Below are 25,682 nucleotides of genomic sequence, written 5' to 3'. Positions count from 1 at the left end.
TTACGTGGCGCGGCCGTGCTTTATAATGACGGCCTTCAACTGTACGCAATTATCATGTCCAACGCTACACCCTACGTAAACATCGCGGCTTACAAATTCATCACGTTTGACGATACGGAAACGCAGCGTCCGCGCTACCAGGAGATCTGCGCGCGGCTTTCCCTGAAGGGCACGATCCTGCTGACGCCGGAAGGCATCAATATGTTCCTTTCAGGGACCCGCGAAAACATCGACGAATACCTTGCCTGGCTGCGCGCCGATGCGCGCTTTGCCGATATCGAGGTCAAGGAAAGCCTGTCGACTGAACAGTCGCACAAGCGCATGCTGGTCAAGCTCAAGAGCGAGATCATCACCATGCGCATGCCGCTCATCAAGCCGGAGCTGGGCCGCGCCCCCGCCGTGGATGCGCAAACGCTGAAGCGCTGGCTGGACCAGGGCCACGACGACGCTGGCAAGCCGGTGGTGATGGTGGATACCCGCAACGATTTCGAAGTCGACGTGGGCACGTTCGACAATACGGTGGATTATCGCATCGCCAAGTTCACGGAGTTCCCGGAACTGATCGAGAAGCACAAGGCCGATTTCGACGGCAAGACCGTGGTCACGTTCTGCACCGGCGGCATCCGCTGCGAGAAGGCGGCGATCCACATGCAGAATATCGGCTACGACAACGTGTACCAGCTCGAGGGCGGCATCCTCAAGTATTTCGAGGAAGTGGGCGGCGCGCATTACACCGGCGACTGCTTCGTGTTCGACTACCGCACCGCGCTCAATCCGCAGCTGCAACCTTCCGAGACCGTGCAGTGTTTTGCCTGCCGCGCCGTGGTCACGCCGCGCCAGCAGCTGGCGCCGGAATACGTGTACGGCGAATCCTGCCCGCACTGCGCCAAGCAGCCCGCGTGACGGCGGCGCCCGTGGAGCGCTACCTCTTCGCCAACCAGCTGCGCGGCATCGCCGCGATGCTGGTGGTGATGGCACACTATTTCGGCGTATTCTTCGGCGCCCAGCCGATGGTCGCACGCATGACGGCGTCGCCCGACCTGGGCCTGGTGCCGGCGCCATGGGTGCGCATGTTCGAGCTGCCCTACCAGGGCCCGTCCGGCGTGGCGATCTTCTTCCTGATCAGCGGCTTCGTGATTCCCTTCAGCCTGCGGCGCACGTCGCGCACCGGCTTCCTCGTCAACCGCTTCTTCCGCATCTTCCCCACGTATGCATGCTGCCTGGCGCTGGGCCTGCTGGCCGTGTGGCTCAACGCGCGCTACTGGCAGCAGCCGTTTCCATTCACGTGGCGCGACTATGCGGCCAATGCGGCGCTCGTGCACAACCTGCTCGGCATCCCTACCCTCGACGAGGTGAACTGGACGCTGTCGATCGAGCTGAAGTTCTACCTGGTGGCGGCGGCGGTGCCGATGCTGTTCCTGCGCAGCGGCATCGGCTGGCTGATGGCCTTCCTGACCGGTGCGCTGCTGGTCACGGCCAGCCACCAGTCGACCGGGCACCAGACACTCTTCGCGATGGAAGCCAACTACCTGACCTTCATGGTGATCGGCACGCAATTTTTCCATCACGCGACAGGCCATCTGTCGACCCGCGCGCTGGCGGGGCGCGTGCTGCTGGTCATGGCGGCATTCACCTGCACCTGGGCATTCGGCCCGCAGGCCGGCCAGTTCCCCTGGGTAACGGTGTGGTACTACAGCGCCGTGGCCGTGTTCGCGCTGTGCTATTTCGGCCGCCACCACTTCCGCCCGGTGCGCGTGCTCGATTTCCTCGCGGATATCAGTTACCCGCTGTATTGCGTGCATCCGCTGGTGGGTTACAGCCTGCTGAAGGTGCTGATGCACCGTGGACTGCCGTTCGGCGTTGCGGTGCTGGTGACGATGGCGTGCGCGATCGGGCTGGCGTGGCTGGTGCACAAGGCGATCGAGGTGCCGACAAACGAACGGGGAAAACGCTTGTCGCGACGCATGGTACGGCGTGGGCAACGCGACGCGACGCTGTCTTCCCAGATGTAATCACGGCCAATGGACCGATGCCGGCCATCCTGTGATTCGCGTCGACGACATCGTTCCACACGGTATACAAGGATGCTTCATCTGCGGGCGACATTCTCGTTCCGGTCTGCTTGTCGTGAGAACAATCCACTTCTGCAGCTGATACAAGCATGCTCCTGGCGTTCCATCCTGTGCGAAACGCAGGCGAGGCGTGGCTGATACCCAGGGTAATCGAGGCGCCCACGGACGACCATGGCGGCATGGGTGGGGCGCTGCGGGATGAAACCTACTTCGGTCCCAGCAAGGCATTGATGCCGATGGCGATACGAGGCTGCTCCGATTCGTTGGCTTCCACATAGTGTTCCAGCCAGTTCGGGAACACCAGCAGTTGTCCCGCACTTGGCCGCACGGCATGCTGCTGTGCATGATTGATGCCGTGTGCCGACAGCGATGACAGCACGGCGCCCGGACGCGGGTCGCGGAAGACGATCGCGCCGCCGTCCTCCGGCGTACTGACGTAAAACACGCCGCACAGCAACACGTTCGGATGGACGTGAGCGACGTTGTAGCCACCCTGCCGGTGCAGGTTGACCCAGCCTTCCAGGCGAATTCAACGGACTCGGCCACTGCCATTTCACGCAGCGCATGGCGGAAACACTGCCGTACCGCATCGGCCAGGGGAACGAACCCCGGCCGCGCAAGCACCGTCTTTTCGCTGTTCCAGCCTTGCCGGTTCGAGCGGCCAGCCGTTTCCGGCTGGTCCGCCCGCCATTGCAGGATATGGCCTTCCCAGGCCGACAGATGCGGCTGGAGGTAAGCCAGTTCGAACGACCAGATCCGGGTCGGGAACAGGTCGTGCCGTTGCAGCTTGACGTCCAGCACTGTCATCGATCAGATCGGCGCATTGACATTGAAGTTAAAGGTTGTCGCATCGTTGATGCCGGCGAATGGATTACCCACCAGGTCCACCACCGCGTCGGCGTCGATTTCGACGTAGAACTGGGGCAAAGTGCCGGGCTGTGGATTGAAGTCGCTGGTCGGATTAATGGTCATCATCGCGCCATTGAAGGTGACCTGCGACGTATCGGCGGCGGCAATCGTACTGATTAGCACTACGCCCTCACCAGTATCTTGCCAGATCTCGATATCACCGATGCCAGCTGACACTGCCTCGTCAAAATTCAATACCAGATCGGCACCCAGGGGCACATTGCTGGCACCGTCGGCAGGCGAAGTGCTCACCAACTGGGGTGCGGCAACATCATCACCCTGCGCCGCGGCCGTGGCGAAATTGAGCGTGGTAGCATTGCCGATACCCGCGTAATCGTTGCCCGCCAGGTCTTCGATCGCGCCGCTGTCCACTTCAATATGGTAATTGGCGCCATCGACCAGGTCCGCCGTCGGATTGATGGTAACGGTGCTGCCATTGATGACCACTTCGTTGCTGCCGATCGCGATGTCGATGGTGGTGCCTTCCAGATCATCCTGTACCAGCCTGATGTTGCCCGTGCCTGCCTGGATCGCCTCGCTGAATGTCAGCACGATATTAGCATCCACTGCAACACCGGTTGCGTCATCGGCCGGCGAGGCCGACGACAGTGTCGGTGCCGTAAGGTCCGGCGTGCTGAACAGCGTGAGCACAACTTCCCTCTGCTGCATGTTGCCCGCCTTGTCGGTCACCATGATCGGCAGCGTGACCGAGGACTCCTCATCGAGGTCGAACTCGGCGTCGTCAGCCACCGCGATCTGGTTGCCGTTGACGATCGAGAAACGGCTGTCCGCGCCGTCGCCCAGCGCGTAAGTCAGCACATCGCCTTCGGTCTCGTCAGTGGCGATGAGCTCGAATGCGACCTTGCCCGCCACGTCGTCCACGTCGATCAGGTTCTGGGTGACTGTGCCGTTTTTTACTTCCCACAGGTAAACACCGCCTTGCCCGATATTCGAAGTGCTTTCCAGGTTCAGCATCTCGACGGTGCCGGAACCTTCCACCTCGCCGTAGTTGATGCCATCGCCCGCGGTCCAGCCGGCGGTCGGCAAGCCAGTGTTGCCGTTAATCCAGCTCATGCTTTCGTAGCGCATTTCGATCACGAAGTCGCTGCCCTGCACCTGGTGCAGGCGAATCTGGAATGCATTGCCTTGGGTGTAATTGTTGCCAGGGATACTGGGATCCTCGTTTGAATACGGCGCCACATCATCCCAGGTAATGGTCACGATATTGGTTTCCGAGTCCACATCGTAGTAGACACGGTTGCTACCGGTCGAGGTGCCGCCGGGGCTCGGGCCGATGCCATTGCCGGTGTCGACATCATCGAACTGGGCCGCAATCATCGGGCTATCCGTATAACCGGCAATGCCGGCGGCATCGTAGGAATCATTTCCCACACCCAATGTTATGTAGCCGTTAATGCCCACCAACACATCGTTCACGGCGCTGTAGTTGGTTTCGCCCATTGTCAGGCCGCTTGCGAATACCGAGGAAACGTCGATGCCGGCAAAGGCATCGTCCTCATTGTCGAACTCCAGCAAGGTGCCGAAGCCGTTGGTGCCGCCCACCTGCACCAGGCTATTGCCTCCAACAACCAGATCGCCATAGTTACTGCTCAGGTAGCTGACCCCGTAGTTCTGCAGGCTGCGCACTTGCAGGCCCGACGGGCCCTCCGTATCCACTGAAATGGTCAGCGGGCTGGAGTCGAGGCCTGTGTTGGCGGCGGCATCGGTGGCCTTGGCCACCAGCCGGTGCGAGCCTTGTCCGAGGTTCACATCGATGCTGAAGGCGCCATTGACTGCCGTGGCGGTACCGACCAACGTCATGCCCTCTTCGCCATGATCCTCATACAGGTCGACGGTACTGCCCGATTCCGCGAAACCGGTGATGGTCAGGCCGTTGGTGTTCATGGTCACGGCATCGGTGCTCGAGCTGCCGGTATCGTCGGCCGAAGCCAGCGCCAGTCCCGTGGGCGCGGACGGCGGCGTGGTATCCGGCCCCTCGCTCGGCTCCGTACCATTGACGATCTCGATAATGGCGCTGTCGGGGGCGGCGCCGGGAACCACGTCGCCGATCTTCGTTTCCTGGATGGCGCTGGTCAGCTGCGTACCGGTAAATTGCTGGGTCGCCTGCGTGATATTGCCGCTGGCCGCCGCGTTATGGATGGCGGTCGTGACCGTGCCCTGAGTCGCGGTTTCCACCTGCAGGATGCGCGCCATCGCCAGGCCTGCGCTCATGGTGGTACTCGCGCTGATGGTGTCGATGGCGCTGGCGGTGTCCGCCATGATGGCGCTGAAGCCCGGAGCAATGGCGGCCACCGCGGCGGCTTGGGGCTGGCTGGCGCCAGCCAGCGCGGCGGCGCCGGTCAGCACGTCGGTCAGCACGCCCGTGTCGGCCAGACTGACTTCGCCATCGGCATTGGCGCGCACCACCTCGGCCAGTGCCTGCGCTGCCGCCGTCGAGGCGTCGGCGTTGGACAGGCCCGTCATGGCGCCGGTGAGCGCCTGGCTGGTCGCGACCAGCAGATTCTGGATCTTGGCCGCGGCAGCCTGCATCCGCACCGCCAGGGCAAGGTCGTCGGCGCTGGCGCCGGGCCGGAAGGCGGCTTCCAGTGGGTCCCGCTGGTCGAAATCGATGTTGGCCACGCTGATATCAAAAACCCTGGAGATGGTGGCCTGCGCCTGGTCGGTACTCTGGCCTTGCTGTATCAGCATCTCCTGCAGTGTGGTGATCGGGTTGATGATGGTGGCGCCTTCCGGCGCGATCATTACGCCGGTGAACGCCAGGTTGGTGGCGATGTCGGTGCCGCCCGTGGCGATCAGCGTGCCCTGCGCGCCGGTCAAAGTGAAGTCGCCGCGCGCGTCGGTGACGCTCCTGGCTTCGCCGTCATCCCATGTGCCGTTGCCATTGGCATCGGCAAAGACGGTAGCTCCGGCGATATACCCGTCCACCAGCGTGCCGTGGCTGATGCCGTTGCCGGCATCGACTGCATTGGCCAGTACTGACGCCATGGCGGCTGTGGCGGCGGTGGCCGATGCCGGGCTGTCGGTAATGGTTGCCAGCCAGGCGCGTGCGATGTCATTGGCGGCGTTGCCACTGTAACCCTCGGCTTTGGCGGGGGTATCGAGCGCGTCTGTGAAGGCGGTGGCGGCGGCAGTCTTGTGCGCCAGCGCCTGGGCGTCATCCGCACCGGCGCCGCGTATCAGCCACAACGGAAGAGTATCCAGCGAGAGTTCGCCGCTTTCAAGCCTCTGGACCCAGAAATCCAGGCCAGCCGGTTCGGCATCGCGGCCGAACAGATTCTGGTACAGGGCATTCACCACCTGCTGATTGCTCAGGCCCTGGTAAAGGCCGGTGTACTCGGCGGACTGGCTGAATGATGGCAGCAACGCTTCCAGCCCTTTATCCGAAGCAGCGGCTTCCCACAATGCCAAGCCTGCCACATCTGCTGGTCGTTTGAAATAAGCGATATAGAGTTGCTGTAACTGCTCCGTGTAAAGCGCCATGGATACTCCTTGCGGTTTTCGCGTCGGTTGTCGCGTCGGTTGACGTGTCGCCAGAGTAATCAAAACCGGGAAGCTCAAGCGCACAAATGCTCGATTAATGAAGTAACGCTGAATCAGTGAATCCGGAGACGCCCTCAACTATCTGAAAAACTTGAAAAAAAGCCCCGACAGCGCAGACTGCGGGGCTTTACGACATTGGGTATCAATGCGATCGTGTGGATGGCAATCTCAGCGGAAGTAAGCCGCCATCTCCCTTACATCCTCGTCGACCAGCGTCCCTGCCGCGGCCCGCAGCCGCAGCTTCGCCAGCAGGTAGTTATAGCGGGCCTGCGCAAGGTCGCGCTGGCTCGTATAAAGCTGCTGCTGGGCGTTGAGCAGGTCGAGGTTGATGCGCACACCGCCTTTGATGCTTTGTTCGGTAGCGGTCACGAGCAGCTTGGCCGAGCTCACGGCCTTGTCCAGCGCCCGGATTCGCGACGTGCTGCTGGCAACGGCGGCGTACTGCTTGCGCAGTTCCACCGTGATCTTGTCCGTCTTGACCTGGTATTCGGCACGCGCCTTTTCCAGCCCCGCCACGGCCTGCCGGCTGACCGCGCTGATCTGCCCACCCGTATACAGCGGCACGCTGACCTGGATACCGATCGCCTTGTTCTTCGACTCCTGGTTATAGGTGTTCAGCGTTTCGGCGGTGTTCTTGCTCACGCTGGCGATCATGTCCACGCGCGGGTAATGGCCGGCCTTGCTCTTGTTGACTTCCTGCCGGGCAGCCTCGATGGCGAAGGTCTGGCTGACGAGGTCGGGATTGTTGTCGAACGCCAGCCTGCGCCACTCTTCGTAACCGCCTTCGGGCAGCGGCGCCAGGCGGAAGGTATCGGCCAGTTCGTCCAGCGATTCCACCGGCTGGCCCACGACGCCGGAAAGCGTGGCCAGCGAGGCCTGCTCGTTGTCCTGCGCTTCGAGCAACTGGGCTTCGGAGAGGTCGAGCCGTGCCTGCGTTTCCAGCATGTCCGTTCTCGTGCCCTCGCCTTTCGAGAACAGGCGGTCGTTGACGGCACGCTGCTCGGCATACATGTCGCGCTGCACCTTGCTCAGGCGAACCTGCTCACGGGCGAACAGCGCGTCGCAATAGGCCGAGACCACGCGCAGGATCAGTTCGTGGCCGCGCAGCCGGAACTGCTCCTCGCTGTAGGCCGACTGCGCCTTGCCCTGCTTGTAGCGGGCCAGCGCATCCAGGTTGAACAGCGGCTGGCGCAACTGCACGTTGGCGACGCGGCTGATGTATTCGGGTTCGCTGGGAATACGCTGTCCCAGCGCGGTCTGCGTCACCAGGTCGGCATAGTTCTTGTTTGCCGAATAGTTGGCAGACACGCTCGGCAGCAGCGCGGCACGGCCGATGATGCGGTTCTCACGGCCTGCCGCGGCATCCTGGATGGCCTGCCGGAACACGGGGTCGTTGGACAGCGCCGCCGAATAGGCCTCCATCAGGCCCAGCGCCGAAGCAGGCATGGCATGCAGGCCGGCGGCGGCTAGCAATGCGCCGGCCACCATGCGCGGCAGTCGTGGCACCTTCAGTCTGGTCGTTCGCATCGGTCAGTCCTCCGACATGGCCGACTTGGCGCGATCGAAGATCGGCTTGAGCAGGTAGCTCATCATCGTGCGCTCGCCCGTGATCACGTGCAGCTCCACCGGCATGCCGGACTGGATTTCCAGCTTTTTCTGCGCGATGAGTTTCTGGCCCTCGGGCGTCACGCTGGCGCGTACCTTGTAATACGCATTGCCGGTGCGTTCTTCCACCGTACGGTCGGCCGAAACGTTGGTGACGACGCCGGGAATGTGCGGCGTGCGATTCGTGTTAAACGCGGAAAATACCATTTCCACTGGCAGTCCCACATGCACGCGGTCGACCAGGTTGACCGGCAGTTGCCCTTCCACGATGAGCGGATCGTCTGCCGGCACGATATCCATCATCTTCATGCCGGAGCCCACGACGCCACCCTTGGTAAATACGGCCAGCCCGACGATCGTGCCGTCGACCGGCGCGCGCACTTCGGTATTCGCCAGGTCGTAGTCCTGGCCGGCGATGCGGCTTTCCAGTGCCTCGGCCTCGCGTTGCATTTCAGCAAGCTGAGTGCGCACTTCCTTCTGGTAGTCCTGCGTGCGCTGCAGGCGGCGCAGCGTGAGCTCGGTGATCTGGCGGCTGGCACGGCCGATATTGCCGATATCTTCCGAAATCGCACCGCTGAGCTGCACATAGGTGCGTTCCAGGTCGAGCATGCGGTTACGCGCGATATAGCCTTCTTTCGACAGGTCGCGCATGTTGTCCAGCTGCTCCTTCAGGATGACCAGTTGCTCTTTCTTGCTGTCGCGCGATTCCTGGAGGCCCTTCGCCTGAATCTTCAGGCCCTCGATGTTTTCATTCACGGCGGCCAGCTCGCTTTGCAGCGATGTGCGGCGCGAGGAGAAAAGCTGCTTTTGCAGCTCGAACCCTGCGATGACGCGCGGGTCGTTCTTGTAGGCTTCCAATGCCGGAGGGAATTGCACGGAAGATTGCCCGTCGCGCTCGGCAAGCAGCCGCGTCTCGGAGAGCCGCGTCGTGATGTATTGCGCACGGGTCGTTTCAGCCTGCGACCTCGCCTGCACGCTATTCATGCGCACCAGCACCTGGCCCTTCTTCACCACGTCGCCATCCTTGACGAGAATGTCGTCGATGATGCCGCCGGTGACGTGCTGGATCGACTTGCGGTTGCCTTCCGTCGATACGAACGCCGGCATCGGCACCGCCTTGTCGAGCGGGGCCAGGGTGGCCCATAGCATGAAGCCGCCGAATCCCAGCAGCACGACCAGCCAGCCCAGCCGGCTATAGCTGCGGGCATCGGTCTTGACCGTCAACGGCGTGACGTCATGCGAGACGACTTCGGCCGGCGCGGCCGGCTCTTTCTTGATCAGATCCACGTGTTACCCCTGTTCCTTCGCGGCTTGAGCTGCCGCATTGCGTTCCGCCATGGCCTGCTGGGCGGCGATTTCCCCTGCCTCCTGGGCAGCTGCGGTCTGGGACAGTGCTGCCCCCGGTGATTGCGCCTGTGGCTGCGCCGGGGGTTGTGCCGGTGGCTGCGACGGCGATTGTGCTGGCGCCTGCCCCGCTGGCGGCGCAGTGCCTTGCGCCGCTGCCTGCTGGGCCGCGGCAGCCTGGCGCTGTGCCTGCTGCAACTGGAGCTGCTTTTGGGTTTGTTCCTGCAACGCCTGGAGCACCTGCTGGGTCGGCCCGAACATCGACACGGCGCCGTCGCGCAATACCAGCAGCTTGCTGGTGGCAACGATCACACTGGTGCGGTGGGTAATCAGCACCACGGTCTTGCCGCGCTTGCGGAACTCCTGAACAGCCTGCAGCAATGCATTCTCGCCCACGTCGTCGAGGTTCGAGTTCGGCTCGTCCAGTACGAGCAGGGCCGGGTCGTCGTACATTGCCCGCGCCAGGCCGATGCGCTGCTTCTGGCCGCCGGACAGTCCCGCCCCACCGTCGCCCAGCGGCGTGTCATAGCCCTTCGGGAAATGCAGGATCATGTCGTGCACGCCGGCGCGCTTGGCCGCCATCACCACTTTTTCCGCATCCACGTCGCCGAAACGGGCGATGTTCTCGGCAATCGAGCCACTGAACAGTTCGATATCCTGCGGCAGGTAGCCAATGTGCGGCCCCAGTTCGGCCTTGTTCCACTGGTAGATATCCGCGCCATCCAGGCGTACCTTGCCCATCATCGCCGGCCAGACCCCCACCAGCAGCCGGGCAAGCGTGGACTTGCCGGAACCGCTCGGGCCCACGATGCCCAGCACGTCGCCGGCCTCGATGCCGAACGACACACTGCGCAGCACGGGCGTCTGGCTGCCCAGGGGCGTTGCCGTAACGCCTTCCACCGCCAGCTTCCCGGTCGGCTTGGGCAATTCCATGCCTGCCGACCGCGCCGGATTGGCTTCCAGCAGCTTGGTCAGGCGTTCATAGGCACTGCGCGTGGAGCTGAAACTCTTCCACACGCCGATCACCTGCTGCACCGGTTGCAAGGCGCGCCCCACGAGGATCGACGCCGCAATCATCATGCCTGGCGTGATCCGGTTTTCCAGCACCAGGAGCGCGGCAAACCCGAGTACCAGGGACTGCAGCGAGGTCTGGACAAACTTGGTGACCGCCGTCACGGTTCCTGCTTTCTGGCTGGCATCAGCCTGCAGGTTCAGGAACTTGCTGTGCACCTTGAACCAGCGGCGAATCAGGTTGGGCAGCATGCCCATCGACTCGATCACTTCGGCGTTGCGCAGGTTGTTCGTGGCCAGGTTGCTCGAAGCAATCGCCACGGCATTGGCTTCGCCCAGCGGCTTGCGGGTGACGCGCTCGTTGATATACGCCAGCAAGACCAGGACACAGGTACCGCCCAATGCGAACATGCCCAGCGTGGGTTCAAAGAAGAAAATGACGATGAGGTAGATCGGGAACCAGGGGGCATCGAAGAACGCGAACAGCGCGTTCCCGGTCAGGAACTGGCGGATGTTCGTCAGGTCGTTGAGCGCCTGGCCAGCATTGCCGCCCGCCTGCTTCAGGTTCTGCTCGAATGCCGCCGTGTAGACGCGCTTGTTCAGCTCCATGTCGAAGCGTGCGCCGACACGGATCAGCATGAAACTGCGCACCGCCTCCAGGAAGGCCACCAGCAGGAACGCGCCCAGCATCAGCAACGTCAGCATCAGCAGCGTCGTCTCGTTACGGCTGGTCAGCACCCGGTCATAAACCTGCAGCATGTACAGCGACGGGGCCAGCATCAGGAGGTTGCTGACGGCACTGAACATGCCCACGCTGACGAACGTGCGCTTCAACGTTCCCAGCACCTGCTGTATCTCGTTCTGCGGCTGCGAAAGTAGTTTTTTCATGAAATACGTCGGCTGGACCGTGGTCCGTACCAGCCTTGCAATAAGAAATTCGGTGGGGTCGTCACGTGGACGAAACCACCTATTATCGCCTATTTCACGTCAGAATGTGATTTGCGTCACAAAATATTACTCTCGGGTGCCACGTAAAGTGATTGCAACACAGGAAGTTCTTTTTCCAGGAACACTCGAGCGCGCTGCTCGAGCTCGGTACGGTTGGCTTCCGGATCCTGCAGGGCCACGCCCTCCACGGCAAGGCGCTGGCCTTGTGCATTCAGCAGGTTCCACGCCACGTCTGCGAGTTCCCGGGCTGTCTTGCGGCCATTGCGCATGGCGAGAAGGAATATCTGGCTGAAGCGTGGCACCGTGACACCGCCACCGGTCAGCGGGCTGGCCAGCGTTGTGATGTCGTTGCTGGTCCGGGCCATCATGCAAAGCCCGTTATTGAGCGCATCCGTACGCGCCCGCGCCTGCCGTGCAACCGCCTCTTCCTGCACCGGCACCAGCACATTGAGCGTGGCCAGCATCATCACCGCTTCGCACACATTACTCAGCGACAGTCCATGCTCCTTCACCCGTTCGGCCAGCTCGACAACCAGGCAAGGCTTGTGATCGGCGAGCGCATCGAGCACAGGCGCGTAAACCGCGGACCGCAGCTCCGCGGTGCCCGCCGAGCCCGTCGCCTTCGTCGGCACGTCTTCCCTTGCCGTCACCAGCATGACACGCTGCCTGCCCATGGCTTCGAGGCGCTCGTAGGGCGACAGCTGGCGGCTGCCCTTCACCCAGTAGTCGCGGCGGAACTGCTGGTTGACCATGTAATCGCGTACCGTTTCACGCAGCTCGCGATCCTGCAAGCCGTTCAGCAAGTCCTGCTGGTCCTTCGACAGGTGCAGCGCCGGTATCTGGTCGCCAGGATTGGCCGAGCAGGCGAACTGAAGCTTCGCCTCGTGCAGGTGTTCGGCGAGATCCGCGAAGTGCATCGGGTTCCAGTGCCGGTTGAAGTATTCGTGCGCCAGGTATTGCTTGTTCTGTCCCTTGAGCTTTTGCATGCGCTCCTGGATACCCGGGTTGGCACGCGCATACAGCGGGTTCGTGGCCAGTACCTTGTCGGCGAAATCGAGGGCACCCTCCACGCGGACGATGGCGCCCTGGGCCGGGCCGGACATCGCATCGGCATACCGGTTCAGCAAGTGACGCATCGGGGCAAACGGTGCCCAGCCGGGCAAGGTGTTGTAACTGATGTACAGCACGCCGCCAACCTTCAGCTTGCGGCGCAGGAAATCCACGAGGATCTGGCGGTTTTCGTCGGAAATCCAGCTCCAGATGCCGTGCAAGCCGATGAAATCGAACTGGGGCAGGTCGTCGCGGTGGGCGAATTCGCCGAATGCCTCGTCGGAAAGCTGCACGGGGGCGCCCCCGTGGCCAGCGAGCTGTTGGGCAAATGCCGCATGCGCCGGATTGAAGTCGGTGCCGGCCCAGTGCACCGCCGAGGCGGCGGAATGCATGGCCACGGAAACGCCCTGCCCGAAACCCAGTTCGCATGCATTTTCCATGGTGGGGAATGCCTGACCCGCATAGGCAAAGGCCAGCTGCGCCCGCAACGGACTCAACTCATTATAGTAGCCATACGTATAGGCGATATCCGCCGTGTAACCTGCTGTCCAGTCTGCCATTACTGCTCCCATCGCTGTCGAAGTGAACGCAGAGTATAGACAATAAGATATCTTTACGCACCCCCGGGAGAGCGCTTTCCATGGGGCGAAAAAAAACCCGCGGTGTCGCCACCGCGGGTTTTTCGTCGCGCCCCGCGAACGGGGCGATATCGAGCGATATTAGACGATGGCGAAGTGATCCACCAGGCCGCCGGAACCTTCGACCAGGTTGGTCACGCCGGTCACGCCGGTCAGTTCCACCAGGGCGCCGCCGTTGGAGTACACGTACGTGTCGCCCACGTATTCGAACACCAGGACTTCGCCAGCCGTCTCGGCAGCGGCTGCGGCCAGGACAATCGCGGCATCCAGCGTTGCAGGACCCGAACCCGTGAAGGTCAGCACGCCCTTGTCGTTGACATTGCCACCAGCCAGGCCGGTCGTGGCGTTTGCCACGGCAGCGGTGCCACCGAAGGTCACCAGGTCGGCATCCTTGAGCGCGGCTTCAGCAGCGGCAGCATCGGCACCAGCAGCAGCAGCAAGCGCTTTTTCGAAGCCAACCAGGGAATCCACATTGGCAGCCGTATTGACCGTAACGGTCACCACGTCAGCACCCGAACCCAGCTTGATCGTACCGCCGGTCGTGCTCAGGCCGTCGAAGGCCGCGGTCGAGACTACCAGGCCACCGGTTGCGGCGGAAGCGTCGATCGTTGCCAGCTTGACAGCGGAGGTCACGTCGATCTGCGTCTTGGAAGCGCCGGTCACGGTGATCGTTTCCAGCTTGGCTGCGCTGACGATGTTCACGTCGTTCACGGAAACCGTACCGCCCGATTCCACGGTCAGCGACTTGGCTTCGGCAGCCGTGATGCTCAGCGAAGCGATGTTGTCGCCAGCGGCTTTCACTGCGCCCACGAAGGTCGAATCAAACACGGCCTTCAGGCTCGTGGCGTTGGTGGCGTTCACCGCAGCGTCTGCGCCGGTGGCGGTCGTCGTTGCTTCTGCCGTTTCATCGATGTCCACGGTCACGGTCAGCGCGCCAGCCGTTGCCTGGGTGAGCTTCAGAGCATTGGCCACGGTGGTGTCGGCCTTGACACGGTAGCCTACATCCGCGCCGAGGTTGATCAGTTCTGCATTTGCGCCCACGTCGCCGGTCGTGACGATTTCAGTCACGGTGTTTTTCTGCGACAGGATCTTCACGTCCAGCGTGCCGCCCAGGGTCTTCGCGTCGAACGCGTCGAAGTTGCTGAAGGCGCCAACGTTGGCGGAACCCACCAGGTTCAGCAGCAGCGTGTCGTTGCCTGCGCCTGCGTCGATCTTGTCGGTCGCGGCGATCGCCACTGCCGAAGTGAAGATATCGTCGCCGGCACCCAGGTTGATGTCCAGGGTGGCGGTGCCACGGGCAGCGATGTTGACGGTGTCGTTGCCGTCGCCAGCCATCACGACAGCCTTGCCGTCGCCGGTCACGTTGACGGTGATCTTGTCGTCGCCGGCGCCCGTGTTCACGGTACCGGTCACGGTTTCATCGACAGCGGTGCCAGCCGTGTCCTTGACGGTCACGGTAGCCAGGGTCACGACATCCTTGCCCGAACCGGTGGTGATGTTCGCCACGCCCGTACCTGCGACATAAGTGATGCCGCCGGTCGATGCTGCTGCGTTGACGGTGCTGACGGCCTTCGTGCCGGCGCCGTTGGTGACGGTCAGCGTCGTGTCGATGCCGGTGTTCACGGTCAGCGTTTCCACGTCCTTGCCGGCGGTCACGTTCAGGTTGGTGTTGGTTTTGCCATCCTTGTCGGCATCAGCAACCGAACCCGACAGGTTCACGGCTGCCAGCTTGCCTTCAGCGCCGGCGACGACTTGCAGCGTATTGCCTTCGGCGACATTTGCCAGGGCCACGCTTGCAGCAGCGGCAGCGTCGGTGGTGTTGAACTTGGTGGTGCCAACGGTGGTGATGTTACGCAGACCAGCGGTCGTAGCGGCACCCAGGTTGGTCACCTCTGCAGCGGCGTTGATCTGCCACAGGGCGGTCACGCCTTCGAACTTCGAAGCGTCTGCCAGGGCAGCAGCTGCGCCAGCATTGAAGATGTTGACGGTTTCAACGTTCTTCACGGTTGCGCTCGACGGGAACGTAGCGTTTTCCGAAGCGGTCGTGTAGATGTTCAGCGTGTCGTTGCCAGCGCCGCCGTCGATGACGTCGAACGAGGTGAACGTGGATGCGGCAGCGCCGGTGGCGTTCACGGACAGGGCATTGAACACGTCGTTGCGTGCGGTGCCGGCCGGGGTGTCGGCGCCAGCGGTCAGGGCGATCGGGGTGGTCGTGGTGCCGCCGCCGTTAGCGTCGATTGCTGCTTGAGCAACCGTTTCCAGTGCTGCTTCGGACGTTGCCGCGGCCAGCGAAGCTGCGTCGGTCACGCCGGACAGCCAGTTGCGGGCAACCTGGTTGGCTGCATCGCCCGAGTAGCCGATGATTTCGTCGGCGTCGGTCAGCGAACCGGTGAACGCTTCAGCAGCGGCCACTTTGTTGGTGATGGCGACCAGGTCGGCGTTCTGCGCGGACGTGGCGATCGTCAGGGCGATCGAGCCAAACGTTTCTTCGCCGCGGGTCAGCTTGCCTGCCCAGTACAGCAGACCTGCGGTTTCAGCGTCACGGCCGAACAGGTTGTTGTAGATGGCGTTGACTTGCTCCAGTGCGGACTGGCCTTCGTAGGTTTCACGATATTCGTCCGAGTTGGCGAATTCGTTGGCGACGGAATCGATGCTGTTCGCGTTGGCGCGGTCCAGCCAGAATTGCAGGCCCAGTACATCGGCAGGACGGTTGAAATAAGCAACGTACAGTTGCTGAATTTCGGTAGCGGTGGTCATTGAGTAACTCTCCTAGGGGATTAGATTTAGCTGCTTGCGTCGCACTGCATTCAGTACCACAGCAGCCATGATGGCAGAAGACACAAACCCTGGAATGTGACAGCCGTCACAAGGACAGGGTATTTGTCGTTTTTTTTCACATGTTCAAGAAAAAAAACTCCGCGGCGCATTATCGAAGATGAGTATATGAAAAGCAATACCACGCTTTCATCTATGGCTCTGCAAGCTGGCATGCGGGCGAGCTAACGCGACAGGCAGTGTAAGAGTTTATGGAATCGGACGGCGCACGAAAAAAAAGCGCTGCCGAAGCAGCGCTTTTTGAATCCGTCATCGGCGGCATCGCTGCCTTGGCGGGTGCAACTATTTTACCCAGTAAGTCACGCCATTGGCCGTACGCTGCGCATCGATTCGTGACGAGAACACGTAGGCGGCATCGTTGCGCGATCCGATCGTTCCACTGACAGCCATATTGCGCCCGGGGATAAACTGGTTCGTTGCCGACATGGCGCCATTGGCCGATAAATTGCCGGACGTCCCGAGACGGAACACTTCATTTCCAGCCGTCAAATCAAAACCGGTCGTGAAAGTCCTGGCGCCAAAATCGACATTCAACTGGCCATTGCCGAGCGATGCATTGGCGATAAGTTTCGTCGCGGCATTCGACACCAGCGCTTCACCGTGGCTCAGGGAAAATCCCGCGGTTCCCGATTGCGGCAATTGAATATCCGATCCCGCCGTTTTATAAATCGAATAATAGGCATTGGTCGCGACCACCTTGCCACCCGCGGCAGCAATGGCGGCAGGGTCGATGTTTCCGGCCGCGCCGGCAACCGCTGCCCACCGGCCCCACACGAGCGTATTCAAGGGAGGCTGCGGCGGCAACGGGAGGGGCGGCGGCACTTCGGGCACCGACACCTGTGGCTCCTCAGTCGCGGGCGGCGCGACCGGTTCGGTCACGGCCGGCGGCACATTCGTCGGCCGCAAGGCAAGACCCTGCTGCAGCACGCTGCTGGCCTTCTGCGGATCCAGACTCGGCTCCGTGGAAGTGCTCGCAGTGCCCGTGCCCTTTCCAGGCTCATCCGTGTGAGGGGGCGCCACCACGTCCGGTGCACCCTTGCCGCTTGGCAACAGCCGCGGCTCGGCCTGGCCGCGGCGCACCTGCAGCATCTGGTCGCCATGGTTTGCCGACAGCTCGCGGCTGGCATGGTGCTCGCACGGCCCGGCGCCTCCCGGCTGGCAGCTACCACCGAAGCCGCTGACGACTACTGCGCCGGACAGGACCGTTACAGTCGACGTTTCCTGATCGGTGAACACGGTGAAATCCGTCCCTCGCACGCCGATCGCGGCAACGGGCGTATTGAAGCGGAAATTCTGGCGGGAAGCCTTCACGCCCTTGCCGGACACGGTACGTGCCACGCCGTCGAGCAGCTCCAGCTTCACCCGGCTGTTGGCCGGATTTTGCGGATCGATATGATAGGCATCGATGCGGGCCCGGCTGGCAGGGCGAAGCACGAGCAGGCCGTCGTCGACCGTCTTGACATAAATATAGCCATCGCGGCCGGTCGTGATTTCGTCGCCTTCCTGTACCGCGTCGTTCAGCGCCGCGGGCTGGCGGCCCACCTGCACCTGGCCGGAGACGAAGACGATGCGGCCGGCCTCGGCCGCAAAAGCGCCCGAGCAGGCGGCCAGTAGCACGCACCCCACGGCGACACGGCGGAGACTGAAACGATCGTTGGACATGACGGTATTCCTCATAACTGCAATTGTCGCGCATCAAGACTAAAATTCTGTGATGTGCGTCACAAATCCCTTGTACTCACCAAGCAATATAGCGCACGCACCTTGCCGTCCCTACCCCTGTTACGAAATCTCACGGTTTCAGGAACGCCGCAGCTTGCAGATTGATATTGATAGATGACAACTTTCCTGAAGATTCGCATGGCCAGGCGTTATACTTGTATGTTGAGCGCAATATCTCCCCTCGTTACCACCCTTCGATGACAGCCGTCTCCCCTTCCCGCTCTTCCGCCCTGGCGCCCCTGACCCGCGGGCTGGTAGCCGCCTGCGCGGTGGCGATTGCCGCGGTGGCGCAATGGAAAGGCGCCGCGCTGCCAGGGGAAGAACGGTTGCGGGATCTCCTGTCGCGTGCCCATGCCAGCACCGTGCCGGAAGAACGGGTGGTCGTCATCGACATCGACGAAGGGAGCCTGCGCCGCTTCGGCCCGTGGCCCTGGCCGCGCGAACGCCTGGCACACCTCATCGAAAACCTGCTTGGTCCCTACGGCGCGGGCACGATCGGCCTGGATATCGTGCTGCCCGAACCGGCCGATGCCGACGGCGACCGGCGGCTCGCGACACTGGCCCGCTTCGGTCCCGTGGTCATGCCGCAGTCGTTCATCTTCGACGGCAGTGCCGGACTGCATGTCGGCACGCTTGCCGGTGGCATACCGGGCGCGCCGGGCGAGGCTGTGCAGGCCCGGGGCTATGTAGCGAACCATTCGGCGCTGGCGCAGGCGGGGCGTTTCGGCAACATCGGTTTCCTGCCGGACGATGACGGCATGCTGCGCCGCCTGCCGATGCAGACCTGGTACCAGGGCCGGCGCTGGCCGGCACTGTCGCTGGCGATGGTGCAATGCTGCAAGGGCGACAAGGGGCCAACAGGGGGGCTGCAGGCTGGCGATGGCCTGCGCCGTATTCCATACAGCCGCGCCTGGGAAGCCTACACGGTCGTGCCGGCGGCCGACATTCTGGACCCGGCCGTTCCCGTCGAGTGGATACGTGGCAAGTATGTGCTGATCGGCTCTTCCGCCCTTGGCCTGGCGGACCGCGTGGCTACGCCCCTCAGTCCGAATACCAGCGGCCTGCTGGTGCACGCCGCCGCGCTGACGGCGTTGCTGGACGTGCACGACGGCACCGCGCCCGCCCCCTGGCCGGGGCAGGCGATCGCGATTACCTACGCAATACTGGTCGCCGGCGTGATGCTGTATGCGTTGCCGCGCCTTGCCGCGTGGATGAACGTGGGACTGCTGCTCGTGTCCGCCCTGGCGTGGCTGGCGCTGGCATGGGCGATGGTCCCGCATGACGCCGTGTTCTCGGTCACCGGCCCCCTGCTGTCATGCGTGTTCCTGCTGGCTGTGGGTGTACCGCTGGCCTGGCAACTGGCCCAGCGCCACTCGCGCCGACTGCTCGGCACACTGCGCCAGTATGTGGCCGAGGCGGTCGTCGATGAACTGCTGCGCAGCAACCTGGCCGATCCACTGGCCCCGCGGCGCCTGCAGGTGACCACGCTGATCGCGGACATGCAGGGCTACACCACCCACGTCGCCGCGTTGCCCGTCGAACAGGCCGCGCAGCTCACGCGCGACTTCCTGGGCTGCCTGACCGGGCCTGTTCTGGAGGCCCGCGGCACACTGGACAAGTTCACCGGCGATGGCCTGGTGGCGTTCTGGGGAGCGCCGCTGCCGGTCGACGACCATGCCGACCGCGCGCTGGACGCGGCGCTGGCGATCATGGCCGCAATGCGGCAGTTCAACGCGCAGCGCAAGGGCGCCGGCCTGGCACCGATTCGGGTGCGGATCGGCATCGAAAGCGGCGAAGCCATGGCCGGCGACTTCGGCTCCGCCGCACGCAGCATTTATACTGCCGTCGGCGACAGCGTCAACGTCGCGTCCCGTCTCGAAACCGCTGCGCGGGATTTCCCGGCCGACGTCCTGGTCGGTCCCGGCACCGCGGGGCTTGTCCGCCGGCACGCCGTCACGGAGGTGGGCAGGATCGTGCTGCGCGGGCGCGACGAGGAAACGACGCTCTACACGCCAACCGCGCTGGCAATCGAAAGAACGACTTGAAAAAGCTACTGAGTTCACTGCTGGCTACCCTGCTGTCGTCGTGCCTGGCCTTTGCCTGGGCCCAGGAGCCTGCCGCCGCAGCAGCGCCGGACCTCTATATGGAAGCAATGCGTGCGCTCGGCGACGGGCGCCGGTCCGACGCCGTCGACGCCCTGGACCGCATGATCGCCGCCGGTGCCGAAGGCCCGGCCCAAACGCTCGACCTGGCAATGCTGCATTGCGCGCTGGGCCATGCCGACAGGGCATTCGTGCTGTTCTCGGATATCGAGGCGCGCTTCGATCCCCCGGAGGGCGTGCGCCGGCTCATCGACGAACAGCGCCAGCAGGGTTGCCGCTATGCGCGCCGCAGCGCCCTGTGGTCGATCCAGGCACAGCGCGGTTACGACACCAATGTCAACCAGGGTGCGCGCAATCCGGAATTCGTGGCCGGCGATGGCACCCCGCTGGAACTGCTGCCCGAATACCTGCCGCGCCCGGACCATTACACGCAGGTCTCCGGGGAATACATGGGGGACCTGAACGACAGCGGCGATTTCGGCTTCGTGCAGCTGCACGGCCGCCGCAACGACCATGTCTCGGACTACGACACCCTGTCGCTGTTCGGCGGGGTGGAACACCCGTGGCGCGCCGGCGGCTGGCGGATGCGCAGTATCGCCATGGGCGGGATGATGACCCTCGGCGGCCAGCTGTACCAGCAGCAGGCGCAACTGCAACTGCGCGCCACCGCGCCACTGCGCCTGCCGAAGAACATGGAACTGAGCATGCTGGGCGGTGCTGCCTACACGCACTACCGCACGCTGGACAATTTCGACTCGCTGACCCTGGAGCTGCGCGGCATCCTGGGCTACCGCAGCAAGGGCCTGTGGGGCCAGGCGAGCCTGGGCTACCTGGACGACAGGGCGCGCGACGCCCGTCCGGGAGGCGATCGCCATGGATGGACCGCGCGGCTGTTCGCGCGCGGCATCCTGGCCGGGCGCGTCGAAGGGGAGATGGACCTGAGCAGCCAGCGCTGGACAGGGGGTGATGCCTATGCTCCCGGCCTGATCGACAACGCCCGCCGGCAGCGCACCACCATGGCCCGCGCATCGCTCATCTACCCCCTCACGGCGGAGCAGTCGCTGCAGCTGGAATGGCGCAAGGTGCGTAACCGCGAGAACATCTCGATCTTCCAGTACGACGGCCGGCAAGTCGCCCTGACCTGGCGCTGGGATGGCCGCTGACATTACATTTGCTTACGTTGACGACTGGTTTTTGATGCATATAGAGGTAATACTGTTCGCCGTCCTGATGCTGGGTGTTCTTGCCGGCTGCCTGCTGCCGAACGAATGGCTGCCGCCACTGCCGAACGACAAGCTGATGCACTTTGGCGCCTATGCCGCCCTGGCGTTGCTGGCGGCACGCATCGCGCCCGGCTGGGGCGCGTTTGCATGGTGGGCGCTTGGTCTTTTCATGGCGGGGCTGGCGATCGAATGCCTGCAGCGCCTGGTACCGGGACGTGGCTTCAGCTGGCCGGACCAGGTCGCCAATGCCGCCGGCCTGGCCTGCGCCGCGCTCGTGGTCGGCTTCGCCCAGCTTGGCGGGCATGGCCTGTTTTTCTTGTAGAGTATCGTGATGACAACGCAACCCGAACTGGTGGCCGACCAGGACACCGCTCCCGAACCGCCTCCTTCGCAGAATGTGCAGGTACACCTGCGCAAGATCCCGCTGCTGGCCGACCTGTCCGACGAAGAGGTCATGCGCATCAAGACCCAGTTGCGCTTCCGCCAGCATGCCAAGCGCGACGTGGTGCTGCAAAAGGGCGGTGCCGGCGATGGCCTGCTGTTCCTGCTTTCCGGCCAGCTGCAGGTGATCGACGTGACCGAAGATGGCCGCGCCATCGGCCTGCGCATGCTGGCGCCGGGCGATTTCTTCGGCGAGATCGCCGTGATCAGCGGCTCGCTGCGCACCGCTTCCGTGGTGGCGATGAGTGCCGTCCTGGTGGCCTTCCTGCCGGCACCCGCGGCCTTGCACCTGTTCTCGCATTCGCCCTCGGTGGCCAACAAGATGCTGCGGCACCTGGCGGAAAAGATCCAGCGCGACTCGGAATTCCGCTCGCTGCTGTCGATCAACAGCACCACGCGCCGTATCTACACATTCCTGGTGCAGATGAAGAAAAGCCAGCCCGGCCAGCCGGACGTGGTGGAAAACCTGCCTACCCACCAGGATATCGCCAACATGATCAACACCAGCCGCGAAACCGTCACGCGGGCGCTGCTCACGCTGGTGCAGCAGGGCATCATCCAGAAGGATACGCACCGCCTGATCATCCTGAAACCGAACGACCTGCAAAAGCTCGTCGACGGCCCGGCCTGACCTTCCCGCCAGCCGGGGCGCATGGCGCCTCGGTTATAATTTCGCCCCCGAGCTTAACTCAAAGACAACAAAGTACCCGACGCATGCATCGACCTACCCTGCAATACCGGCCGCACGCACAGTTGCCGTGCCGGCCCGGAGCCGCCCGATGATCATCCTGGGCCGACTGCGCAACATCGCCGCCTACCGCGGCTTCATCGCCGGCAGCGTCAAACGCGAATTCCAGTCGAAATACCGCAATTCGATCCTCGGCGCCGCGTGGACGATCCTCAATCCGCTGGCGATGATCCTCGTCTACACGGTGATCTTCTCGCAGGTGATGCGCAACCGGCTGGCCGGCGTCGATACGGCCTATGCCTACAGCATCTACCTGTGCGCCGGCGTGCTGACATGGAACCTGTTCGCCGAGATCACGACCAGGGGGCAGGCGGTATTCATCGACAACGCGGGCCTGATCAAGAAGCTGAGCTTCCCCCGCCTGTGCCTGCCGATCATCGTGGTGCTGAACGCGCTGCTCAATTTCGGCATCATCTTCGGGCTGTTTACGATCTTCCTGCTCTTGTCCGGCAACTTCCCCGGCTGGCCCTTCCTCGCGCTCGTGCCGCTCCTGGTACTGCAGGTGATGCTGGCGATCGGCCTGGGCATGGTGCTGGGCGTGCTGAACGTGTTCTTCCGCGACGTGGGCCAGTTCTTCAACATCTGCCTGCAGTTCTGGTTCTGGTTCACCCCGGTGGTGTACCCGGTCACCGCGCTGCCGGAAGACGTGCGCCCGCTGCTGGCGTGGAATCCGATGGCGCCGCTGATCATGGGGTACCAGGACATCCTGGTGCGGCAGGCGCTGCCGCAATGGGAATCGCTGCTGCCAGCCACCGCGCTGGCCGTGGTGCTGTGCGCGCTCGGCATGCACCTGTTCAAGAAACGCGCGGGAGAAATGGTGGACGAACTGTGAACGGCCGTATTCAAGTCAGGGGCCTGGGCAAGGCCTACAAACGCTATCCCACGCAGCGCGACCGGCTGCTCGAATGGATCATGCCCGGCAACCGGCCGCGGCACGAACTGGTCCATGTGCTGCAGGATGTCAGCTTCACGGTGGAACCCGGCCAAGCGCTGGGCATCATCGGCATCAACGGCGCCGGCAAGAGCACGCTGCTGAAACTCATCACGGGCACCGCGATGCCCACCAGCGGCACGGTGTCGATGGAAGGCCGCGTGGCCGCGATGCTGGAACTGGGCATGGGCTTCCACCCCGATTTCAGCGGCCGCCAGAACGTGTTCATGGCAGGCCAGCTGATCGGACTGTCGATGGACGACCTGCACCGGCTCATGCCGGAGATCGAGGCATTCGCCGAGATCGGCGAATACATCGACCAGCCGGTGCGCGTGTATTCCAGCGGCATGCAGATGCGCCTTGCATTCAGCGTGGCCACGGCCGTCCGGCCGGACGTGCTGATCGTCGACGAGGCACTGTCGGTGGGCGATGCCTACTTCCAGCACAAGAGCTTCGAACGGATCCGCGCGTTCCGCCAGCAGGGCACCACGCTGCTGATCGTGTCGCATGACAAGGGCGCGATCCAGTCCGTGTGCGACCGCGCGATCCTGCTCGACGCGGGCCGCGTGCGCAAGGCCGGCTCGCCGGAGGAGATCATGGATTTCTACAACGCCATGCTGGCCGACCGCGAAGGCGAGAACGTGCGCCAGGAGGAACAGGAAAACGGCAAGGTGCAGACCATTTCCGGTACGGGCGAAGCCACGGTGCAGGCGATCGCCCTGCTCGATGCGAACGGCCGCCCGGCCGAGGTGCACGGCAGCGGCAACCCGGTCACGCTGCGCGTGGACGTGGCCGTTCATGCCGACCTGGCCGAACTCACGCTCGGCTACCGCATCAAGGACCGGCTGGGCCAGCCGATCTTCGGCACCAACACATTCCACAAGAAGCTGCCGCTGGTGGGCATGAAGGCGGGCCAGCGCCTGCGCTTCGATTTCAGCTTCCCGCTGAACCTGGGTCCAGGCACCTACTCGGTGGCCACGGCCCTGCACAGCTCGGACAACCACCTGACCGCCAACTACGAATGGCGCGACCTTGCGCTGGTCTTCGAAGTGATGAACCTGAACCACGCCTATTTCGAGGGCTGTGCCTGGCTCGACCCCGAGATCGCGCTGCACCATGGGAGCCTGCCATGACCTTCATCAGCTACGCCGCCAACTTCGAGGACGTGCTGCTGTGGCGCGCGCTGCGCGATGCGCCGCCCGGCAACTACCTTGACGTGGGCGCCGGCGATCCGCGCGCGGCCTCGGCCACCCATGCGCTGTACGAACGGGGCTGGCACGGCATCAACCTGGAACCGGCACCGGGGCTGCTGCGCCGGCTGCGCATCGAGCGCCCGGCCGACATCAACCTGGGCATCGGCGCCGCGCCGCAAGCGGGCGAAGCGGCGTTCCATGAAGTGCCGGAAAGCGGCGATTCCACCTTCGATGCCACGCGCGCCGAAGCGCTCGTCGCCGCCGGCCAGACCGTGGTGCTGCGCCGCGTGCCGGTCGAAACGCTCGACGCGATCCTGGCCGCCCACCCGCTGCCGGCACTGCACCTGCTGAAGATCGGCACGGGCGCCGATGCGGCGGGCGTGCTGCAGGGCTTCGACCTGCGCCGCTGGCAGCCCTGGATCGTGCTGGCCGACGCACAGGCCGGCGTGGGCACCGCGCTGGAGGCGGCCGGCTACAGCGTCGCCCACGTCAACGGCCACAGCGTGTTCTACACGGCGCCGGGCCGCGGCGACCTGCGCGCCGCCCTGGCCCTGCCGCCGCATCCCGCCGACGACTTCGTGCTGGCGGAGGGCCACCATTATGGCTGGCCGCTGGACGAATGGCGCAACCGCACCGCCACGGCCGAAGCGGACGCCGAGGAAGCACGCACCTGGGCGCAGGCCCATGTGCGCGAATGGCGCGAAAAGCATGCGCACCTGACGGAACAGGAAGAGCTGGCCCGCGAGATGACGCAGCGAGCCACCGTGGCGGAGGCGCTGGTGCAGCCGTTGACGGTGCGCGCCGAATCGGCCGAATGGGAAGCGAAAGCACTGGCCACCGAACTGGCGCGCGTGAATGCCGAAGTGCAGCGCATCAGCAGCGAGCTCGGTGCCGCAAACGGCGAACTGGTGGTGATCCGGCCCGCGCTGGCGCTTGCCTCGAGCGAGCTGTCCGGCGTGGTCACGAGCCTGTCGTGGCGCCTGACCAGGCCGCTGCGCGAAGCCAACCTGCTGCGTGTTCGCATACAGCGCCGCGCCCGCCGCGTGCTGGGCCCGGCACAGCACCATGCGGCAGTCGGCGTCAAGGCCGTATTGCGCCGCGCCATCCACTTCGTGCTGGCACGGCCCAAGCTGGCGTTCTTCGTGCGGCGCCAGGTGGCCCGCAACCCGCGCCTCGTGCAACTGGCCCGCCGTGTGCTGCTGCGCAGCCACGAAGCCTCCTCCACGACAGCCGCGGCGGCGCAGACAGCTCCACCACCCGCCGTGGCCGCCGTGGCCGGCGAGCTGCCCGACGCAGCACTGCGCGTGCTGCGCGACCTGCACCGCGTACAGCGCTGACCCGACCCTAGA

At 63.8% G+C, this 25,682-nt stretch carries 17 protein-coding genes; 9 read left to right on the top strand and 8 right to left on the bottom strand.

Annotation, left to right across the window (positions count from 1 at the left end):
* The first annotated feature begins 54 nt into the window (after window positions 1-54).
* A complete protein-coding gene (locus tag ACY65G_RS16040; RefSeq protein ID WP_464998312.1) occupies window positions 55-903 on the top strand; it encodes a sulfurtransferase in 849 nt (282 codons plus the stop codon).
* Window positions 900-2,012 (top strand): acyltransferase family protein, encoded by a 1,113-nt coding sequence (locus ACY65G_RS16035; protein WP_464998311.1) that lies wholly within the window; start codon window positions 900-902, stop codon window positions 2,010-2,012. The genes ACY65G_RS16040 and ACY65G_RS16035 overlap by 4 nt, the downstream gene beginning before the upstream one ends.
* A 265-nt stretch (window positions 2,013-2,277) precedes the next feature.
* On the opposite strand, the gene ACY65G_RS16030 is transcribed toward ACY65G_RS16035, so the two are convergent.
* The 8 genes from ACY65G_RS16030 to ACY65G_RS15995 form a co-directional block, all read right to left on the bottom strand.
* Window positions 2,278-2,577 (bottom strand): TIGR02466 family protein, encoded by a 300-nt coding sequence (locus ACY65G_RS16030; protein ID WP_464998383.1) that lies wholly within the window; start codon window positions 2,575-2,577, stop codon window positions 2,278-2,280.
* Window positions 2,578-2,882: 305 nt separating this feature from the next.
* A complete protein-coding gene (locus tag ACY65G_RS16025) occupies window positions 2,883-6,482 on the bottom strand; it encodes an Ig-like domain-containing protein (protein WP_464998310.1) in 3,600 nt (1,199 codons plus the stop codon).
* Between the two features lie 228 nt (window positions 6,483-6,710).
* Window positions 6,711-8,069: a TolC family outer membrane protein gene (locus ACY65G_RS16020; RefSeq protein ID WP_464998309.1), complete on the bottom strand. Its 1,359-nt coding sequence runs from the start codon at window positions 8,067-8,069 to the stop codon at window positions 6,711-6,713.
* Between the two features lie 3 nt (window positions 8,070-8,072).
* Window positions 8,073-9,434, bottom strand: coding sequence for an HlyD family type I secretion periplasmic adaptor subunit (locus tag ACY65G_RS16015; RefSeq protein ID WP_464998308.1), 1,362 nt, complete (start codon window positions 9,432-9,434; stop codon window positions 8,073-8,075).
* Between the two features lie 3 nt (window positions 9,435-9,437).
* Window positions 9,438-11,390, bottom strand: coding sequence for a type I secretion system permease/ATPase (locus tag ACY65G_RS16010; protein ID WP_464998307.1), 1,953 nt, complete (start codon window positions 11,388-11,390; stop codon window positions 9,438-9,440).
* A 116-nt stretch (window positions 11,391-11,506) separates the two neighbouring features.
* Window positions 11,507-13,060, bottom strand: coding sequence for a class I SAM-dependent methyltransferase (locus tag ACY65G_RS16005; protein WP_464998306.1), 1,554 nt, complete (start codon window positions 13,058-13,060; stop codon window positions 11,507-11,509).
* Between the two features lie 159 nt (window positions 13,061-13,219).
* Window positions 13,220-15,895, bottom strand: a complete 2,676-nt coding sequence (locus ACY65G_RS16000; protein WP_464998305.1) for a DUF4214 domain-containing protein — start codon at window positions 15,893-15,895, stop codon at window positions 13,220-13,222.
* 360 nt (window positions 15,896-16,255) lie between these two features.
* Window positions 16,256-17,635 carry a FecR family protein gene (locus ACY65G_RS15995; RefSeq protein WP_464998304.1) on the bottom strand — a complete coding sequence of 460 codons (1,380 nt, stop codon included), beginning with the start codon at window positions 17,633-17,635 and terminating at the stop codon, window positions 16,256-16,258.
* 257 nt (window positions 17,636-17,892) lie between these two features.
* Between ACY65G_RS15995 and ACY65G_RS15990 the strand changes: the two genes are divergently transcribed.
* The 7 genes from ACY65G_RS15990 to ACY65G_RS15960 all read left to right on the top strand — a co-directional run bounded on the left by ACY65G_RS15990 (window position 17,893) and on the right by ACY65G_RS15960 (window position 25,670).
* Complete coding sequence (locus ACY65G_RS15990) at window positions 17,893-19,740, top strand: CHASE2 domain-containing protein (protein WP_464998303.1); 1,848 nt, start codon at window positions 17,893-17,895, stop codon at window positions 19,738-19,740.
* Entirely contained in the window at window positions 19,737-20,960 is a 1,224-nt protein-coding gene (locus ACY65G_RS15985) for a tetratricopeptide repeat protein (RefSeq protein ID WP_464998302.1), read from the top strand. The genes ACY65G_RS15990 and ACY65G_RS15985 overlap by 4 nt, the downstream gene beginning before the upstream one ends.
* Before the next feature lie 34 nt (window positions 20,961-20,994).
* Window positions 20,995-21,342, top strand: coding sequence for a VanZ family protein (locus tag ACY65G_RS15980; RefSeq protein ID WP_464998301.1), 348 nt, complete (start codon window positions 20,995-20,997; stop codon window positions 21,340-21,342).
* Window positions 21,343-21,351: 9 nt separating this feature from the next.
* The gene (locus ACY65G_RS15975; protein ID WP_464998300.1) at window positions 21,352-22,092 is read left to right on the top strand and encodes a Crp/Fnr family transcriptional regulator; all 741 of its coding nucleotides are present in this window, start codon (window positions 21,352-21,354) and stop codon (window positions 22,090-22,092) included.
* Window positions 22,093-22,240: 148 nt separating this feature from the next.
* On the top strand, window positions 22,241-23,041 hold the full coding sequence (locus ACY65G_RS15970; RefSeq protein ID WP_464998299.1) for an ABC transporter permease: 801 nt from the start codon (window positions 22,241-22,243) through the stop codon (window positions 23,039-23,041).
* Window positions 23,038-24,273: an ABC transporter ATP-binding protein gene (locus ACY65G_RS15965; RefSeq protein WP_464998298.1), complete on the top strand. Its 1,236-nt coding sequence runs from the start codon at window positions 23,038-23,040 to the stop codon at window positions 24,271-24,273. Before ACY65G_RS15970 ends, ACY65G_RS15965 begins: the two co-directional genes overlap by 4 nt.
* On the top strand, window positions 24,270-25,670 hold the full coding sequence (locus ACY65G_RS15960; protein WP_464998297.1) for an FkbM family methyltransferase: 1,401 nt from the start codon (window positions 24,270-24,272) through the stop codon (window positions 25,668-25,670). The genes ACY65G_RS15965 and ACY65G_RS15960 overlap by 4 nt, the downstream gene beginning before the upstream one ends.
* Window positions 25,671-25,682: the final 12 nt, after the last annotated feature.

It is taken from the genome of Pseudoduganella sp. jia 12 (assembly GCF_055502675.1).
Note: the sequence above shows the minus strand (reverse complement) of the source record. Positions and strands in the feature narration are given on the sequence as shown.